Here is a 16,368-nt window from a genome sequence, read left to right on the forward strand (position 1 = left end):
CATCCCACCCGGCGATCGTCGGCGGGGGGTCGACCTGCCTGGTCCGCGCCCCTACACGGCGGGCGCGACCCGGGTCATCGCATTGATCACCCGGTCCATCGCGTCACCGCCACGAGGGTCGGTGAGGTTGGCCAGGAGCTTGAGCACGAAGCGCATCAGGGTCGGGTGGGGCATGCCGTGCTTGGTCGCCACGCGCATGATCTCGGGCCGGCCGATCAGCTTCACGAAGACCCCGCCGAGGCGGTAGTAGCCGCCGAACCGGGTCTTCAACTCCTGCGGGTACGCCATCAGCGCCCGCTCCCGCTCGACACCGGCCGGCCGGGCCAGGGCCTGCACCGCGACCTCCGCAGCCAGTTCGCCGGACTCCATGGCGTACGCGATGCCTTCGCCGTTGAACGGGTTGACCATGCCGCCGGAGTCGCCGACCAGCATGACCCCCCGGTTGTAATGCGGCACCCGGTTGAAGCCCATCGGCAGCGCCGCGCCGAGGATCGAGCCCTCGGCGTTGGCCTCGTCGGTCATCCCCCACTCCGGCGGCGTGTTGGCCAGCCAGTCGGTGAGCAGTCGCCGGTAGTTGGTCTTGCCGAAGGCCGACGAGGAGTTGAGGATGCCGAGGCCGACGTTGACCCGGCCGTCACCCAGGCCGAAGATCCAGCCGTACCCGGGCAGCAACGCGCCGGTGCCCTTGGCCCGCAGTTCCAGCCAGGACTCCAGGTAGTCGTCGTCGTGCCGGGCCTCGGAGCGGTAGTAACGGCGCACCGCCACGCCGATCGGCCGGTCCTCCCGCTTGGCCAGTCCGAGGGCGAGCGGGAAGCGGCCGGAGACACCGTCCGCGGCGACCACCAGCGGCGCGTGGAAGGTGGCCGGGGCCTTGTCCGGGCCGTCCTCGGCCGCCACCCCGATCACCCGGCCGGACCCGTCGAGCACCGGCCCGGTCACCGTGACGTTGGTGCGCAGCGTCGCCCCGGCGGACACGGCCCGCTGGACGAGCAGGTCGTCGAAGTCGAGCCGGGTGCGAACCAGCCCGTAGTTCGGGAAGCTGGCCAGGTCCGGCCAGTCCAGTTCGAGTCGGACGCCGCCGCCGATCACCCGCAGACCTCGGTTGTGCAGCCAGCCGGCCTCGGGCGAGGTGTCCACACCCATCCGGATCAGCTGCCGCACCGCGCGCGGGGTCAGCCCGTCGCCGCAGACCTTCTCCCGGGGGAACTCGGTCTTCTCCAGCAGCAGCACGCGCACGCCGTGCCGAGCCAGGTGGTACGCGGTCGCCGACCCACCGGGACCGGCGCCCACGACGATCACGTCGGCGTCGTTCTCCACCGCGGCCATTCGCGCCCCCTCCCGAGTGCTCGTGAAATGCTTCACAAGCCAGCCGGGACGAGTCTATGACCGACGCATTACGCTCGGTTTGTTAGGGCGACCTAACCTCATAGAAACAGGACGCTGGCGGAACTCCCGGACGCTGCGGTCATGCGATCCGGGACATTGGAGCATCCCTATGCAGTGGGGCTCGCGGCGTCCAGTCCCGCACGGATCGTCTCCGGCAGATGCTCCCGCAACGCGCCACCGGCGGCCCGGTCCAGCGCGGCGAGCACCTCGGACACCACCTGACGCACATCCGCCGGATCCGTGCCGGCCAGATCCCGGAGCTGGCCGGCCAGCTCGGCGGCATCATCGATGGCCACGTGGCTCACATCCGTCATGCCAGCCAGCCTAAGCGGCAAAAGATAACGAACTGCCCAATTCGCCTAAATGTTGGCGAGGTGGCGACGTCAGGTCAGCTCCGGGTGGCCCGGTGCAGTGCCACGATGCCGCCGGTCAGATTCCGCCACGCCACCCGACCCCACCCGGCGGTCGCCACCCGGGCGGCCAGCGCCGGCTGGTCCGGCCAGGCCCGGATCGACTCGGCTAGGTAGACGTAGGCGTCCGGATTGCTGGACACCGTCCGCGCCACCGCCGGCAGCGACCGCATCAGGTACGACAGGTACACGGTGCGGAAGGCCGGGTTGACCGGGGTGCTGAACTCACAGACCACCAGTCGGCCGCCCGGCCGGGTGACCCGCGCCAGTTCGCGCAGCGCCGCGTCGGTGTCGCTGACGTTGCGCAGCGCGAAGGAGATGGTCACCGCGTCGAAGCTCGCGTCGGCGAAGGGCAGCCGGAGGGCGTCACCGGCCAGCAGCGGCACCTGCGGACGGTCCTGCTTGCCCGCGTACAGCATGCCCAGCGACAGGTCGGCGCCGACCGCGTACGCCCCGGAGCGGGACAGTTCCTCGGTCGAGACCCCGGTGCCCGCGCCCACGTCCAGCACCTGGTCCCCGGGGCGCAGGTCCAGCGCGGCCCGGGTGGCCCGCCGCCAGAACCGGTCCTGCCCGAAGGAGAGGACGGTGTTGGTCAGGTCGTAGCGGGCCGCGACCCCGTCGAACATCGCGGCGACCTCGTGCGGCTGCTTGTCCAGGCTGGCGCGCTGGCCCTGCGGGGTGCTCACCCCTCCACTCTGCCAGCCCGGCGCCCGGCCGCCGGCGACCAGGGTCGCCGGTACCCGCAGCACACACAGTAGGGGCGGGATGGTCGCCCATCCCGCCCCTACTGCCGTGCGTTATGTGAACGGCCCGCGCGGGCCGATTGGGGACCTACCTCAAGAGCTGGACTTCTCGTCCCCCGGAGCCACCAGGACCACCCGGCGACGGCGGGACACCAGCAACATGGCCGCACCGGCGAGCACCACGCCCCCGCCGACGGCGCCGATCACGCCTGCCTGCACACCGGTGACCGGCAGGCCACCGCCACCGCCACCGCCGTTGCCGGTGGCCGCGACGATCACGGCGAAGTCGTCGGTGTTGTCGGACGGGTCGATGTCGGCGAACTCGCTGTCCTCGATCTCCCGCACCTCGGCCCGGTCGAAGTCGGGCTTGGTCGCCTGCTTGCTGATCCGGGCTTCCGGCTTCAGCGCGCCGTGCGCCACAGCCTCCAGCGAGCCACCGGTGAGAGCCACCGGTGCCTCGACGTCCTCGTCCACCACGACCGGCAACTCAAAGCGCAGCACAGTGTCCTGTTCGAGCAGGAAGTCCTTGTCGTCGCAGACCACGGTGCGCTCGGCGCCGGTCTCGCAACCGCCGAGCGGGAAGGCCAGGCTGACGTGCTCGGGCAGCCGGAAGGTCAGCTTGAGGCCCTGCGCGGTCAGGTTGCCCTGGTTGACGACCTCGCTGTACACGAGGGCGGTGTCACCGGGGTACAGCTTCTTGCCCTCGGTGCCGGAGTCGAAGTCGAAGCTGGTCTTCACGTCCGGGACGATGACGCCCAGGTCGACGCCGCTCTCCGGGGTCAACTCAACGTCGATCTTGATGCTGTTGTTGCTGTCGTCGGTGTCGTCCGGCGACTCGATGGTGATGGTGACCGGAGCGGTGTACGGCCCGCTGACGTCCTCGCCCTTCACCAGGACGACCGGCACCTCGGTGGTCTCGCCCGGCTTGGGGATCTCACCCTTGTTCAGCTCGCAGGTGAAGACCTCAAGCTTCGTCTCACCGGTGACGCTGCACTCGCCGTTGGTGATCGGAACGAAGATGAGCTTGTTGTCGTCCAGCTTGGAGACGTCGACCTTGATGAGGACCTTACTCGGGGTGCCCTCGCCCTGGTTGGCGATCTTGGCCCAGGCAATCTTGCCTCCGACCCCGTCGGTCATCCGGGTGCCGGCGGCGGTGATGGCGAGGTCGGTCTCGGTGCCGGCGGCGTGGGCTGGTACGCCGAAGGCGGCGACAGCGCCCGAGGCGAGCAGCGCGGCCGTGGCCAGGCTCGCGGCACGGCGAGAACGGAAGATCATTGAAGGGTCTCCCCGTTGGCTGGTGAGAAGCGTACGGCCGGGGACGTTAGCGGCCAGCGATCACACGCGCCACCCCGAAACACACCAGCCACAAGCTGCGCGGCTAATGGTCATTCAAGGTTTGTCCGGATTGATGGCTCTTGCTGCCCGAGGAAGCGCGAGCCTGCCCCACTCCGGCACAGCGCTTCGAACCAGATGGATGGCGAGGGAGAGCCGTTCGGATGATCAGCCGAACGTCCGCACCGTTGGCGAAACGTGACCCTCTCGGGGGTCACTCGTGACCTTGGGGAGACTCAGTTCGCCTCGACCAATGGGAGGGAGCGTCCGGCGCCGCCGCCGGGCAGGGCGATCGACGAGAAGTGCGACACCACCCGCTCGTCGGTCGGATCGTCGGCGGGGGTGTGGTGCACGGCCAGCCGCCGGTAGAGCGTGTCCCGTTGCGCGGGGATCCGGTCGGCGGAGCGGATCATCCCGATCAGCTCGTGCAGGTTGGACCGGTGCCGGGCACCCGCCGAGGAGATCACGTTCTCCTCCAGCATGATCGAGCCCAGGTCGTCCACACCCAAGTGCAGCGCGAGCTGTCCCACGTCCTTACCCGTGGTCAACCAGGACGCCTGCAGGTGCGGCACCGTCTCGAAGAAGAGCCGGGCCACCGCCACCAGGCGCAGGTACTCCAGCGTGGTCGCCTGGGTCCGACCCTTGAGGTGGTTGTTCTCCGGCTGATACGTCCACGGGATGAAGGACCGGAAGCCCTGGGTACGGTCCTGCACGTCGCGGATCATCCGCAGGTGTTCGATCCGCTCGGCGGCCGTCTCACCGGTGCCCATCATCATCGTCGCGGTCGACTCGACGCCCTGCCGGTGCGCCAGCTCCATGACCTCCAGCCAGCGCTCGCCCGACTCCTTGAGCGGCGCGATCGCCCGACGCGGGCGCTCCGGAAGCATCTCGGCGCCGGCACCGGCGATCGAGTCCAGCCCGGCGGTCTTGATCCGGGCGATGGCCTCGTCCAGGCTGACGCCGGAGACCTTGGCCATGTGCAGGATCTCACTCGGGCCGATCGAGTGGATGGCGAGCTGCGGGTACGCCTTCTTGACCGAGGAGAACAACTCCTCGTAGTACTCCACCCCGTAGTCCGGGTGGTGACCACCCTGGAGCATGACCTGGGTGGCGCCCAGCTCGACCGCCTCGCCGCAACGACGCAGGATCTCCTCGGTGGGGTGGGTCCACCCTTCCTTGTGCTTCGGAGCACGATAGAAGGCGCAGAACTTGCACGCCGTCACGCAGACGTTGGTGTAGTTGATGTTGCGGTCGATCAGGTACGTGACGATGTTGTCCGGGTACCACCGACGGCGTACCGCGTCCGCGGCCTCGCCCAGCGCGTGGAAGGGCGCCTCGGTGTAGAGCAGCAGCGCCTCCTCGGGCGTGATCCGCCCACCGTCCGCGCCACGCTGCAGGATGTCGTCGATCTCCCGGCTCGTCGTCACGCCATCGAGCCTACGTCGAGGTCCTGTGCTGCCGAGAGGCGACTGACGCGCCGTTGTTGCCGTCACACAACATCGGCTTGTGTTACTCCAAGGGCAACACAAGCGCCACACAACGAGCGTGTTACCGCACCACAGCTCTACCACAGTGTCACACTGGGCCGCACCAGGAACCCATCACCGGAGGTGGCCAGTGGAGGCATCGGAACTTCGAGAACTGCTCGAACGCCTTCGCCAGCTCCGCAACGACTACTCGACCTGCGAAGTCAAGAAGGCCCAGGGCGGACTGCCGGCCAGCATCTGGGAGACGATCAGCGCCTTCGCCAACGGGAGCGGCGGGCGCCTGATCCTCGGCGTCGACGAGCGCGACGCCTTCGCAGTGACGGGCGTGGCCGAGCCCGGTGTGATGGAGGCGAACCTCGGGGCGATCTGTGCTGATCTGGAGCCGGCGGTACGCGCGGACATCAGCACTGTCGAACTCGACGGTCGCCACGTCGTGGTCTGCGAGGTCCCGCAGCTGGCCCGCGACCAACGTCCGTGTCACAAGAGGAGCCTCGGTCCGTGGGCGGGTTCTCGGATCCGGGTCGGCGACGGAGACCGCCGCCTCACCGACTACGAGGTGGCGGTGCTGTTGGCCAACCGCACCGAACAACGGCACGATGTGGCACCGGTCCCACGTGCCACGCTGGACGACCTGGACGCAGAACTGCTCGCGGCATTCCTGGTCCGGATCCGACAGTCCCGTGCGGAGATCTTCCGGCGGCTGGACGACGAACAGGTACTGATCATGCTGAACGTCCTGACCCGCTACCAGGACGCCGTGGTTCCCACCCTGGCCGGGCTCCTCGTGTTCGGCACCTACCCACAGACCTTCGAGCCTCAGTTGGGGATGACCTTCGTGGCGTACCCCACGGCACAGCCGGGAGTTCCCGGCCCACGCGGCGAACGTTTCAGCGAGAACCGGTCCGTGGACGGTTCGATACCCGTGATGGTCGCGGAATGCATCCGGGTGCTGAAGCGCAACATGAAACGGCGCAATGTGATCACGGGCCTCTACCGAACCGAGGAGTGGGAGTACCCGGAAGAGGTACTGCGCGAGGTACTGGTCAACGCGCTCGTGCACCGCGACTACGCCGAGTTCGCGCGGGGCATGCAGGTCCAGATCGAGATGTACCCGGACCGTCTGGTGATCAGGAACCCGGGCGGACTCTACGGCCCGGTGGAGGTGAGCTCGCTCGGCACGACACCGGTCACCTCGTCCCGCAACCGGGCCCTACTCAAGATTCTCGAAGACACGCCCTTCGGCGACGGCCACATGGTCTGCGAGAACCGAGGCAGTGGGATCACCCGCATCAGGGTCGCTCTCACCGAGGCCGGCATGGAGCAACCCCGCTTTGCGGACGACATATCCACCTTCGCCGTGGAGTTCCCCAACCACACATTGCTGGACGAGGATGCCATCAAGTGGTTGGGGTCGCTCGGCCGAGGTCCGTTGAGCCGGTCCCAGATGGCCGCCCTCGTGCTGATGCGCAACGGGCGAGAGCTGTCCAACAGTTCGTACCGGGAAGTGACCGGCGTGTCCGACAGTCGCGCGGCCAGCCGGGAACTTCGCGAGCTCGTGGAACGTGGGCTGATCGCGCAGCAAGGCTCCCGGGGAGGCACGACCTATCGACTACTGACCGATGTCATCGCCGAAGCGCCTGATCTGTTCGCTCCCATGACCGCACCGGGCTCCGGTTCCCGACCTCCGTTGAACGCGAACGAGGACATCGTCCTGACGGCACTGGGCGTCGGCAGCCGCTCGCGGGCGGAACTCGAGACGGCCACCGGGCTACGGCCGCACCAGGTACAACGCGCGCTGCGCTCACTGCGGAGGCAGAACCTCGTGCAGATGAGCGGCCAGGAACGTTCCCGCAACGCCCGGTACACCGCCGTCCGTTGACTCCGTCGCCGCGCGATCTCCATCGGAGTGGCCGCAGCGGGATCTGACCGGGTGCAGGGAACGTCAAGTTGTACACCTCCTCCGCACTACGGAGCTGCCGACCCTGGCCGACTCCGGCAGGCTTCAGAGCAGTAGGCGAGGCGCGTGGGTGGTCATGGCCGCTTTGGAAGGCTGACGACGAAGGCGGACCAGGCCGTGTGGTCGAAGGCGAGCACCGGACCGGCCGGGTCCTTGGAGTCGCGTACGGCGACCGCCCGGATCAACTCGGCCACCTCGACGCAGTTGGCGTTCGTGCCGCTGCGGTTGGACTTGCGCCAGGTCACGCTAGACAGGTCAGGGACGATCATCGACGGCTCACTCCCGTTCGTGCTCCGTTGCCACCTGCGCAACGAGCCGCACCGACTCGGCGGGGCCCAGCGCCACTCCGGCAAGCCTATCCGCCTCGCCCCGGAAGTGCGCCACCTGCGGCGCCTCCTCCAGGAACAACCCGGCCAGCTTGTGGTCGAGATAGACCACGGATCGGTTGCGGGGAAAGTCGAGCAGCGCGAACGAGCCGTCGAGCCCGGTGTGCGCGCCGACCGACAGCGGCACCACCCGCAGCGTGACGTTCGGCCGCTCGGCGGCGTCGACGAGGTGCCGCAGTTGGCGGGCCATCACCCCGGGCCCACCGAGCGCCCGGCGCAACACCGCCTCGTCGAGCAGAACGTGCAGGGTCGGCGGGTCGGGCCGGCTCAGGATGGCCTGCCGGCCGAGCCGGGCGGCCACCCGCGACTGGGCCTCGGCCGCCGGCACCCCACCACCCTGCATCAACGCGTGGGTGTAGTCCGGGATCTGCAACAGGCCCGGCACCAGCAGCGGCTCCCAGTTCACGATGGCGGTCGCCTCGCCCTCCAGGCGGATCAGCGTCCGGGACTCGTCGGAGAGGCCGCCGATCACCTCCCACCATCCCGACTCGGCGGAGCGTTCGGCCATGCCGAGCAGCCGCTTGCGCTCGTCGCCGGTGACGCCATAGATGACCAGCAGGGACGCGACATCGGCGGCCGGGATGCCCTGGATGCCGGTCTCCATCCGGGACAGCTTCGACGGCTGCCAGCCGAGACGAATCGCCACCTGCCGCAGGGCCAGCTTGCGGGTTTGGCGCAACTCGCGCAGCTCACCGCCGAGACCCCGACCGACCACGGTCGGCTGGTTCGCCCTGGACATCGCCACCTCCGCTCACCCCATACAGGGCCGTCACACAGAAACGATCGGATCGTCGCATTGAGTATTGACTCGATCTCGTCGGTGCACAACCATGGCCAGCAATGTTGCTTCCGCTTGTTACCGGAGGGTGCCATGGAGTCGCAGATCCGGATTGCCCGCCAGCCGGCTTGGCTCCGGCCGTACGATCCGGCGGACTCGCCGGGGCCGATCCCGTCGGTCGTCGAGCACTTCCGCCGCCGCTACCAGGCGGAGGAGACGCAACCCTCGGAGGCGGAAATCGAGGCGGCCCGGTACACGGTCGTGTTGGTGTCGCCGGAGGCAGCGGAGGCGTTCGGCGACGACCGGGGCGAAGTCGGCCTGCACCTGTACCGCGACACCGACTGGGACCACTACCCCGCCCACCTCGACGACGCGGTCAAGACGATCGAGGAAGCCTGCGGCGCCCGCGTGACTCTCACCGAGCACCACTCCGACCTGACCTACTGGACCGCTCACCTCCGGAACCCGGATTAGAGCCGACCTTGGTACGACAGGGCCCTCGAAAGGGCAGCGCGGCACCAGGATCTCGGGTGGGTCGACAGCACAGGGCCGCCCGCGCGGGTGGCGGGCGGCCCCGGGTCGGCGGGTGGATCAGGAGCGATGGGCCGCCAGCAACATGGTGTACGCGGCGTGCCCTTCCGCGTTCGGATGGAAGGTCTCGGTGAGGCGGGTCAGGTGTACCCGCCGACGCTGGAGGCCAGCAACCTCGGGTAACTCCTCGGGCTGCGCAGGCATGCGCCACTCGCCGAGTCGTACGGGAACGCTCCGACGCCGGAGGCGTACGAGTCGCCGAGTGCCACGTACTCCTGGGGGGCTGCGGCGCGGGCGGGTGCACCGACGACCGCCTCCATGGCGACGAGCGCCATGGCTGCGGCGACCACCACCGAGGTGAACTTGCGCATGGCTTTCTTTCTGATCTGTGCAGCCGGACGCCACAGACGGTGCGAAGCCCGTGCATGTTCAGATCCCGCCCGGCGACCTTCGGCCGAGCGGGGGACGCGGGTGGAGGTCAGGCGTCGTAGTCGACGGTGACGGTGTCGGTGACCGGGCTCGACTGGCAGGTCAGCACGTAGCCGGCGGCCACCTCGTCGGGCTCCAGCGCGTAGTTGCGGGCCATCTCGACGCGGCCGGAGACCACCTTCGCCCGGCAGGTCGAGCAGACGCCGCCCTTGCAGGCGTACGGAAGTTCGCCGCGGACCTTCAACGCCGCGTCCAGCACCCGCTCGTCGCGGCGCATCGTGAAGCTCGACGACCGGCCGTCGAGCAGGATGGTGACCTCGGTGCCGGTGCCCGGCTCGTCGCCCGGGCGGCGGACCGGCTCCGGCGGCGCGTCGACGTGGAAGAGCTCGGTGTGCACCGCCGACTCGACGACGCCCCGCCCGACGAGCACCGTCCTGGCGTCCACCACGAGCCCGTACGGGCCGCAGAGGAACCATTCCTCGATCGCGTCACCGGGCACCACGGTGTCCAGCAGTCGCTCCAGTCGCGCGGCGTCGATGCGCCCGGAGAGCAGTGGCGACTCGCTCTGTTCCCGGGACAGCACGTGCACCAGGTGCAGCCGGGTCGGGTAGCGGTCCTTCAGGTCGGCCAGTTCCTCGGTGAACATCACCGAGTTGGCCGTGCGGTTGCCGTACACCAGGGTGAAGGTGCTGGCCGGCTCGACGGCCAGGGCGGTGGCGACCAGCGACAGCACCGGGGTGATGCCGGAGCCGGCCACGACCGCGCCGTAACGGCGGACCCTGTCCGGGTCGAACGCCGTGCCGAAGTGTCCCAGCGGCGGCAGCACCTCGACGGTGTCGCCGCGCCGCAGCACGCCGCAGGCGTACGCCGAGAACGCCCCGCCGGGGATCTCCCGCACCCCGATCCGCAGCCGCCCCTGCCGGGCCAGGTCCTGCGGCGTGGAGCAGATCGAGTACGACCGGCGCACGTCCTGGCCGGCGGCCCCGATCACGTCGGCGGGCAGCCGTACGGTGAGGTGCTGCCCGGCCCGGAAGGCGAAGGTCTCGCGCAACTCCTCGGGCACGTCGAAGGTGATCGCGACGGCGTCGGAGGTGAGCCGGTCCACCGCGATGACAGGCAACGGGTGGAACACCGGCCGGCGGCGAACCGGGCGGGTGATGGTGACAGTCACAGCGCCTTCACATGGTCGAAGGGTTCGGAACAGGCGCGACAGCGCCACAGCGCCTTGCACGCGGTGGAGCCGAAGCGGCTGAGCTGCTCGGTCTCCGGTGACCCGCACCGTGGGCACCGCACGGCGAGGGTCAGCGGGACCACGCCGTCGCGGGGTGCCGCCGAAGGTGGGGCGATCCCGGCGGCGGCCAGCCTGGCCCGGCCGGCGTCGCTGATCCAGTCGGTGCTCCAGGCCGGGCTGTGCACCGTACGCACCTCGGCGTCCGGATGGCCGGCGGCGGCCAGCGCACGCCGGATGTCGGCCCGGATGACGTCCATCGCCGGGCAACCGGTGTAGGTCGGGGTGATGGTCACCACGATGCGGCCGGTGGCCGGATCCTCCTCCACCGCACGCAGGATGCCCAGGTCGTCGATGGTGACCACCCGGATCTCGGGGTCCACCACCGACGCGACGGCCTCCCGAGCGCTGCTCACCAGCGCGCCCCGGGGTGGGCGCGGTGCAGCACCTGCATCTCGGCGAGCAGGTACGACAGGTGTTCGGTGTGCACTCCGTCCCGTCCGCCGGCCGGCGCCCAGGCCGACTCCGGCACGGTGAGGGTCGCCTCGGCGAGCACCTCCGCGACCGTCCGCTCGACGTCTCCCCGCAGGGTGGCCGGGTCGACCGGCGCGTCCGGCCAGGGGGTGAACAGCTCGTGGGCGTACGGCCAGACCTGGTCGATCCCGGCCTGCATCCGCCGATGCGACTCGGCCGTGCCGTCACCGAGCCGCCGCACCCAGAGCGCGGCGTGGTCCAGGTGGTAGGCGGACTCCTTGCGGGCCTTGCCACCGATCGCGGCCAGCCGCTCGTCGGCGCATCCGGCCAGCGCGGTATGGAGCGGAAGCTGGTACGCCGACAGCACGAGCAGCTTCGCCATGGTCACCGCGAAGTCGCCGTTCGGCAGCTCGACCAGCAGGCAGTTGCGGAACTCCCGGTCGTCGCGCAGGTACGCCAGCGCGTCCTCGTCGCGGCCCGCGCCCTCCAGTTCGCCCGCGTACGTCAGCAGCAGCCGCGCCGCGCCGAGCTGGTCGAGGGCGATGTTGGCCAGCGCGATGTCCTCCTCCATCTCCGGGGCGCGGGTTGTCCACTCGGCGAGCCGCTGCGCCGCGATCAACGCGTCGTCGCCGAGCGCCAGGGTGAAGGCGAAGGGACCGTTCACAGGTGCGCCACCCCGTCCGGCACCTCGTAGAAGGTGGGATGGCGGTAGACCTTGTCGGCCGCCGGGTCGAAGAAGGCGTCCTTCTCGTCCGGGCTGGAGGCGGTGATCGCCCCGGCCGGCACCACCCAGATCGACACCCCCTCCTGACGGCGGGTGTAGAGGTCCCTGGCGTTGCGCAGGGCCAACTCGGCGTCGGGCGCGTGCAGGCTGCCCACGTGAGTGTGCGACAGACCCCGTCGGGCCCGGACGAAGACCTCCCAGAGCGGCGAGGATTCCCTCACGCTGCTACCTTCTCGTTGGTCCGACGCTTCGCGGCGTACGCCTCGGCGGCCTCGCGTACCCATGCGCCGTCGGTGTGCGCCTGGCGCCGGTGCGCCATCCGCTGCCGGTTGCACGGGCCGTTGCCCTTGATCACCTGCATCAACTCGGCGTAGTCGGGCTGGGTGTAGTCGTACGCCTGGCGCTCCTCGTTCCAGCGCAGGTCCGGGTCGGGAATGGTGAGCCCGAGCGCCTCCGCCTGGCCGACGCACATGTCCACGAAGCGCTGCCGCAACTCGTCGTTGGAGAAGCGCTTGATCTTCCAGGCCATCGACTGGGCGGAGTGGGTGGAGTCACCGTCCGGCGGGCCGAACATGGCCAGTGACGGATACCACCAGCGGTCGACCGCGTCCTGCGCCATCGCCCGCTGGGCCGGGGTGCCGTGTGCCAGCACGTGCAGGATCTCGTAGCCCTGGCGCTGGTGGAACGACTCCTCCTTGCAGACCCGGATCATGGCGCGGGCGTACGGGCCGTAGGAGCAGCGGCACAACGGCACCTGGTTGACGATCGCCGCGCCGTCCACCAGCCAGCCGATGGCGCCGACGTCGGCCCAGGTCAGAGTCGGGTAGTTGAAGATCGAGCTGTACTTCTGCCGGCCGTCGAGCAGGAGCTGGACCAGTTCGTCCCGGCTCACCCCGAGGGTCTCGGCGGCGGCGTAGAGGTAGAGCCCGTGGCCGGCCTCGTCCTGCACCTTGGCGAGCAGGATCGCCTTGCGCTTGAGCGACGGCGCCCGGCTGAGCCAGTTGCCCTCCGGCTGCATGCCGATGATCTCGGAGTGCGCGTGCTGGGCGATCTGCCGGATCAGCGTCCGCCGGTACGCCTCCGGCATCCAGTCGCGCGGCTCGATCTTCTGGTCGGCCTCGACCACAGCCGTGAAGTACGTGGCCAGGTCCGTGCCGGGTGCGGCGGCCATCCGTCCCTGTTCCGCTGCGGCACGCAGCGCGGCCTCCGCCGCCTCGACCTCGCCGAGCAGGCCGCCGGGCGGGTCCTCGCCCGGGAAGTCGTTGCCATACATGGACTAAGTGTTACAGCTTGCGACCAGCGACACCAGAGGGGTGTCATAGAAATACGAGATGCCCGAGCGTTACCGCGCGCATGCCACGAGTAGCGCCCACCGCTGTGAGACGGGTCACAAACGAGCACCAAATCCTCGCAACAGCCGCGTAGCGGGTTCTTATCCCGCCCTAACCACGAGTTGGCCAGTGTCGGATCCTGGCGTAACGCAGATCCGGACGTAGACTTCGCAGGTCACACCGATCGGTGCAGAACGATCGCTCGCCTTCAGGGGCACCTCCCCCGCCTCCGCAAGCGATCCACACCGGTCAGTCCTGGCAACAAGCCGGTCCCCCCGGCCCTGACATCTGGAGCTCACCCGCTCATGCGATCTCGCGTGATCATGGTGTTCGCCGTCACGGCGGTGCTACTCGGCGGCGTCATGCTGGTGCCGGCCGCGTACGCCCGGCTCTCCGGCGACGAGGCGAACGCCGCCCAGGAGAGCGTCGCGGCGCCGCCACCCGCGGCGCCGCCGCCACCGACCCTCGCCGCAGGCAAGGTCTCGGTGAACTTCGAGGGCGAGTTCTTCTCGTGGGCACTGATGGACCGCGAGTCGGGCAAGATCTCCGGCTCGAAGAACATGGCCGCGACCAGCTCCACCGAGTCGATGATCAAGGCCTGGATCGTCGCCGACTACCTGCGCCAACTCGGCGACGAGGAGCCGCCGGCGGCGTTCAAGAAGGCGGCCAGCCGGGCCATCCGGGACAGCGACGACTCATCGACGAACGTCGTCTACCGGCAGGCCGGCGGCTCGTACGCGGTGCCGGCGGGCGGCCAACCGGGCCCGGTGATCAAGCGCGCGATCAGCATCTGCGACCTCACCGACACCAAGCGGGGCAACGTCAAGGGGTACGAGGGCTGGTGGAGCTTCACCAGGATGTCCCCGCGCGACGCGGTCCGACTCGGCGACTGCATCGCCGACGGCCGGGCAGCCGGCCCGAAGTGGACCGAATGGGTGCTCTCCGAGATGAGCAAGGTGCGCGGCACCACCGCCGACAAGGACCAGCACGAGGACGAGGGTTGGGGCGGTGGCCGGTGGGGCATCATCGATGGCCTACCTGAGTCGATCACCAGTCAGGGCCCGGTCGGTATGAAGAACGGCTGGACCAAGCTGTTCTACGACCGCAACTGGCACGTCAACTGCCTCGCGGTTACGGAGAAGTGGAGTCTGGCCGTGATGCTTCGCTATTCGTTCGCCAGCCACGATCTCGACTACGGCGCCGACGTCTGCGCCAGCGTCGCCGCCCAACTGGTGACCCCGCAGCCCGGCGGTGCGCTCAAGGTCCCGCAGCAGCCGGTCGGGAAGCTCTGATGGCCACCCGCAAGCGCGACCGGGAGGGCGGAACATCCCCGCTACGGCTGGTCGCGATCGCCTGCGTCCTGCTCGGGCTGGTCCTGGTCTCCCTGCGCCTGCTTCCCGGATCGCCCTTCGAGTCCCGCGCCGCCGCCGAGTGGGGCCGGTCCGATCCGCCGGTGTCCCGCGACGGCTCGCTCACCGACCGCCACACGCGTCCGTCGCTCTCGCCCAGCCCCTCACCGGAGCCCGAGCCGCTGCCGTTCGCGGCGAAGCAGCTCGACCTGGACATCGACGGCTGGTACGGCTGGAGCGTGCTCGACCGCCGGTCCGGCGAGATCATCGGCTCGGACAACATGGACGAGACCAACACCACCGCCTCGCTGATCAAGTCCTGGGTCGTCGCCGACTACCTGCGCCGCACCGCGAACGCGGGACAGACGCCGAGCGACGCGAAGCTCGACGACCTGACCAGGATCATCAGGGACAGCGACAACACCCGCACCGAGCAGCTCTACACCCAGATCGGGCGGACCGCGTCGATCAAGCGGTTGCTGTCCGTCTGCGACCTGACCGACAGCAAGGTCTCCAGTGACCTGGGGTGGAGCCGTACCGAGCTGTCCCCCCGCGACACCGCCCGGCTGGGCAACTGCATCGCCGACGGACGGGCCGCCGGCCCCGAGTGGACCAAGTGGCTGCTCAAGGAGATGCGCCTGGTACGCGGCGCCGGCGACTTCGGCATCCGCAAGGCGTTCCCGGCCGACGAGGCGAAGCGGATCGCCATCAAGAACGGCTGGGTGGACCGCACCCGGGAGCAGGAGATCCACGTCAACTGCCTGGCGGTCGGCGACACCTGGACGATGGGCGTGATGCTCCGCTACCCCATCGCCAAGGGCTACGAGTACGGCATGGACAACTGTCAGGAGATCACCGAGGCGCTGCTGACGCGTACCTGAGGGTGCGGGCGGTCAGCGGCCGACCGCAGTGCCGGCGGCGGCGCGCGGCGGGGGCTCGACAGCCGCGCTGCCGCCGGCTCGGGGTGCGGTCAGCGGGTGAAGAAGGCCGGTCCGCCGGCCGGCAACGCGGGCGCCTCGCCGATCTCGGCGGCCCGACGGGCGAACTCCCGGAGCCCGGCGACCTGACGCTCGCCGAGCGAGAAGTCCAGGGCCCGGAAGTACTCGGCGAGGGTGGCAGCGTCGAAGGGTTCCCAACGGGCCGCCGACTCGGCGACCTGGTCCAGCTCGGCCAGGCACAGGTCACGCGAGCGGAGGAACGCCTCGTGGACCTCCTTGACCAGGCCGGGATGGGCGGCGGCGAAATCGCGGCGGACCGCCCAGACGGCGAAGACCATCGGCAGGCCGGTCCACTCCCGCCAGGCCAGCCCCAGATCGGTCACGGTCAGCCCCTGTCGGGGCGCCTCGTACATCGCCCGCAGGGCCACGTCGCCGATGAGTACCGCGGCGTCCGCCTCCAGTAGCATCTGGGTCAGGGCCGGCGGGCAGCGGAAGTACTCCGGGCGGACCCCGTACCGCTCGCGCAGCAGCAGCCCGGCGAGCAGCACCCCGGTCCGCGAGGTGGAGCCGAGCGCGACCCGGGCGCCGTCGAGGTCGGTCAGCGGCCGGGTGCTGACCAGGTTGACCGACAGCACCGGGCCGTCGCTGCCGACCGCCAGGTCCGGCAGGAGCAGCAGCTCGTCGGCGTGCCGCAGGTACTCGACCAGGGTGATCGGCCCGATGTCCAGGTCACCGGCGACCAGCGCGGCGCTGAGCCGGTCCGGCGAGTCCTTGTGCAGGTCGACGTCGAGCAGCGCACCCGAGCGCATCAGCCCCCAGTAGATCGGAAGGCAGTTGAGGAACTGGATGTGCCCGACCCGGGGGCGGGCGACGCGCTCGACCATG

The 16,368-nt window shown here is 69.8% G+C and carries 17 protein-coding genes and 1 pseudogene; 4 read left to right on the forward strand and 14 right to left on the reverse strand.

Features of this window, described 5'->3' with window-relative positions:
- Positions 1–51 precede the first annotated feature (51 nt).
- The 5 genes from ID554_RS11140 to mqnC all read right to left on the reverse strand — a co-directional run bounded on the left by ID554_RS11140 (position 52) and on the right by mqnC (position 5,298).
- Positions 52–1,326 carry a geranylgeranyl reductase family protein gene (locus ID554_RS11140; RefSeq protein ID WP_117229652.1) on the reverse strand — a complete coding sequence of 425 codons (1,275 nt, stop codon included), beginning with the start codon at positions 1,324–1,326 and terminating at the stop codon, positions 52–54.
- 167 nt (positions 1,327–1,493) lie between these two features.
- A complete protein-coding gene (locus ID554_RS11145; protein ID WP_117229651.1) occupies positions 1,494–1,700 on the reverse strand; it encodes a hypothetical protein in 207 nt (68 codons plus the stop codon).
- 74 nt (positions 1,701–1,774) lie between these two features.
- A complete protein-coding gene (locus ID554_RS11150) occupies positions 1,775–2,482 on the reverse strand; it encodes a demethylmenaquinone methyltransferase (protein WP_117229706.1) in 708 nt (235 codons plus the stop codon).
- Positions 2,483–2,632: 150 nt separating this feature from the next.
- Positions 2,633–3,814 carry an LPXTG cell wall anchor domain-containing protein gene (locus tag ID554_RS11155; RefSeq protein ID WP_117229650.1) on the reverse strand — a complete coding sequence of 394 codons (1,182 nt, stop codon included), beginning with the start codon at positions 3,812–3,814 and terminating at the stop codon, positions 2,633–2,635.
- A 293-nt stretch (positions 3,815–4,107) separates the two neighbouring features.
- Complete coding sequence (gene mqnC, locus ID554_RS11160; protein WP_117229649.1) at positions 4,108–5,298, reverse strand: cyclic dehypoxanthinyl futalosine synthase; 1,191 nt, start codon at positions 5,296–5,298, stop codon at positions 4,108–4,110.
- Between the two features lie 190 nt (positions 5,299–5,488).
- On the opposite strand from mqnC, the gene ID554_RS11165 reads away from it, so the two are divergent.
- The gene (locus ID554_RS11165; RefSeq protein WP_158573792.1) at positions 5,489–7,237 is read left to right on the forward strand and encodes an ATP-binding protein; all 1,749 of its coding nucleotides are present in this window, start codon (positions 5,489–5,491) and stop codon (positions 7,235–7,237) included.
- Positions 7,238–7,389: 152 nt separating this feature from the next.
- Here the strand turns inward: ID554_RS11165 and ID554_RS11170 are convergent, their stop codons facing one another.
- Positions 7,390–7,584, reverse strand: a complete 195-nt coding sequence (locus ID554_RS11170) for a DUF397 domain-containing protein (protein WP_117229647.1) — start codon at positions 7,582–7,584, stop codon at positions 7,390–7,392.
- A gap of 7 nt (positions 7,585–7,591) precedes the next feature.
- Entirely contained in the window at positions 7,592–8,440 is an 849-nt protein-coding gene (locus ID554_RS11175; protein WP_117229705.1) for a helix-turn-helix domain-containing protein, read from the reverse strand.
- A 132-nt stretch (positions 8,441–8,572) separates the two neighbouring features.
- Here ID554_RS11175 and ID554_RS11180 point away from each other — a divergent pair, with 132 nt between their 5' ends.
- Positions 8,573–8,953, forward strand: coding sequence for a hypothetical protein (locus ID554_RS11180; protein WP_117229646.1), 381 nt, complete (start codon positions 8,573–8,575; stop codon positions 8,951–8,953).
- Positions 8,954–9,168: 215 nt separating this feature from the next.
- Here ID554_RS11180 and ID554_RS11185 read toward each other — a convergent pair.
- From ID554_RS11185 to paaA, 6 genes and pseudogenes are all read right to left on the reverse strand, one after another.
- Positions 9,169–9,381: pseudogene (locus ID554_RS11185) on the reverse strand (lipase); the annotation flags it as partial.
- Between the two features lie 107 nt (positions 9,382–9,488).
- A complete protein-coding gene (gene paaE, locus ID554_RS11190; RefSeq protein WP_117229644.1) occupies positions 9,489–10,610 on the reverse strand; it encodes a 1,2-phenylacetyl-CoA epoxidase subunit PaaE in 1,122 nt (373 codons plus the stop codon).
- Positions 10,607–11,083, reverse strand: coding sequence for a 1,2-phenylacetyl-CoA epoxidase subunit PaaD (gene paaD, locus ID554_RS11195; protein ID WP_117229643.1), 477 nt, complete (start codon positions 11,081–11,083; stop codon positions 10,607–10,609). Before paaD ends, paaE begins: the two co-directional genes overlap by 4 nt.
- Positions 11,080–11,805: a 1,2-phenylacetyl-CoA epoxidase subunit PaaC gene (gene paaC, locus ID554_RS11200; protein WP_117229642.1), complete on the reverse strand. Its 726-nt coding sequence runs from the start codon at positions 11,803–11,805 to the stop codon at positions 11,080–11,082. The genes paaD and paaC overlap by 4 nt, the downstream gene beginning before the upstream one ends.
- On the reverse strand, positions 11,802–12,086 hold the full coding sequence (paaB, locus tag ID554_RS11205; protein WP_117229641.1) for a 1,2-phenylacetyl-CoA epoxidase subunit PaaB: 285 nt from the start codon (positions 12,084–12,086) through the stop codon (positions 11,802–11,804). The genes paaC and paaB overlap by 4 nt, the downstream gene beginning before the upstream one ends.
- Positions 12,083–13,138 (reverse strand): 1,2-phenylacetyl-CoA epoxidase subunit PaaA, encoded by a 1,056-nt coding sequence (paaA, locus tag ID554_RS11210; RefSeq protein WP_117229640.1) that lies wholly within the window; start codon positions 13,136–13,138, stop codon positions 12,083–12,085. Before paaA ends, paaB begins: the two co-directional genes overlap by 4 nt.
- A 363-nt stretch (positions 13,139–13,501) precedes the next feature.
- On the opposite strand from paaA, the gene ID554_RS11215 reads away from it, so the two are divergent.
- Together ID554_RS11215 and ID554_RS11220 are read left to right on the forward strand one after the other, a co-directional pair.
- Positions 13,502–14,488 (forward strand): hypothetical protein, encoded by a 987-nt coding sequence (locus tag ID554_RS11215; RefSeq protein ID WP_117229639.1) that lies wholly within the window; start codon positions 13,502–13,504, stop codon positions 14,486–14,488.
- Positions 14,488–15,426 (forward strand): serine hydrolase, encoded by a 939-nt coding sequence (locus ID554_RS11220; RefSeq protein ID WP_117229638.1) that lies wholly within the window; start codon positions 14,488–14,490, stop codon positions 15,424–15,426. Before ID554_RS11215 ends, ID554_RS11220 begins: the two co-directional genes overlap by 1 nt.
- A gap of 89 nt (positions 15,427–15,515) precedes the next feature.
- Here ID554_RS11220 and ID554_RS11225 read toward each other — a convergent pair whose 3' ends face one another.
- Positions 15,516–16,367 (reverse strand): menaquinone biosynthetic enzyme MqnA/MqnD family protein, encoded by an 852-nt coding sequence (locus tag ID554_RS11225; RefSeq protein ID WP_117229637.1) that lies wholly within the window; start codon positions 16,365–16,367, stop codon positions 15,516–15,518.
- Position 16,368 lies beyond the last annotated feature (1 nt).

This window comes from Micromonospora craniellae (genome assembly GCF_014764405.1).
In the GTDB taxonomy this organism is placed as follows: Bacteria; Actinomycetota; Actinomycetes; order Mycobacteriales; family Micromonosporaceae; genus Micromonospora; species Micromonospora craniellae.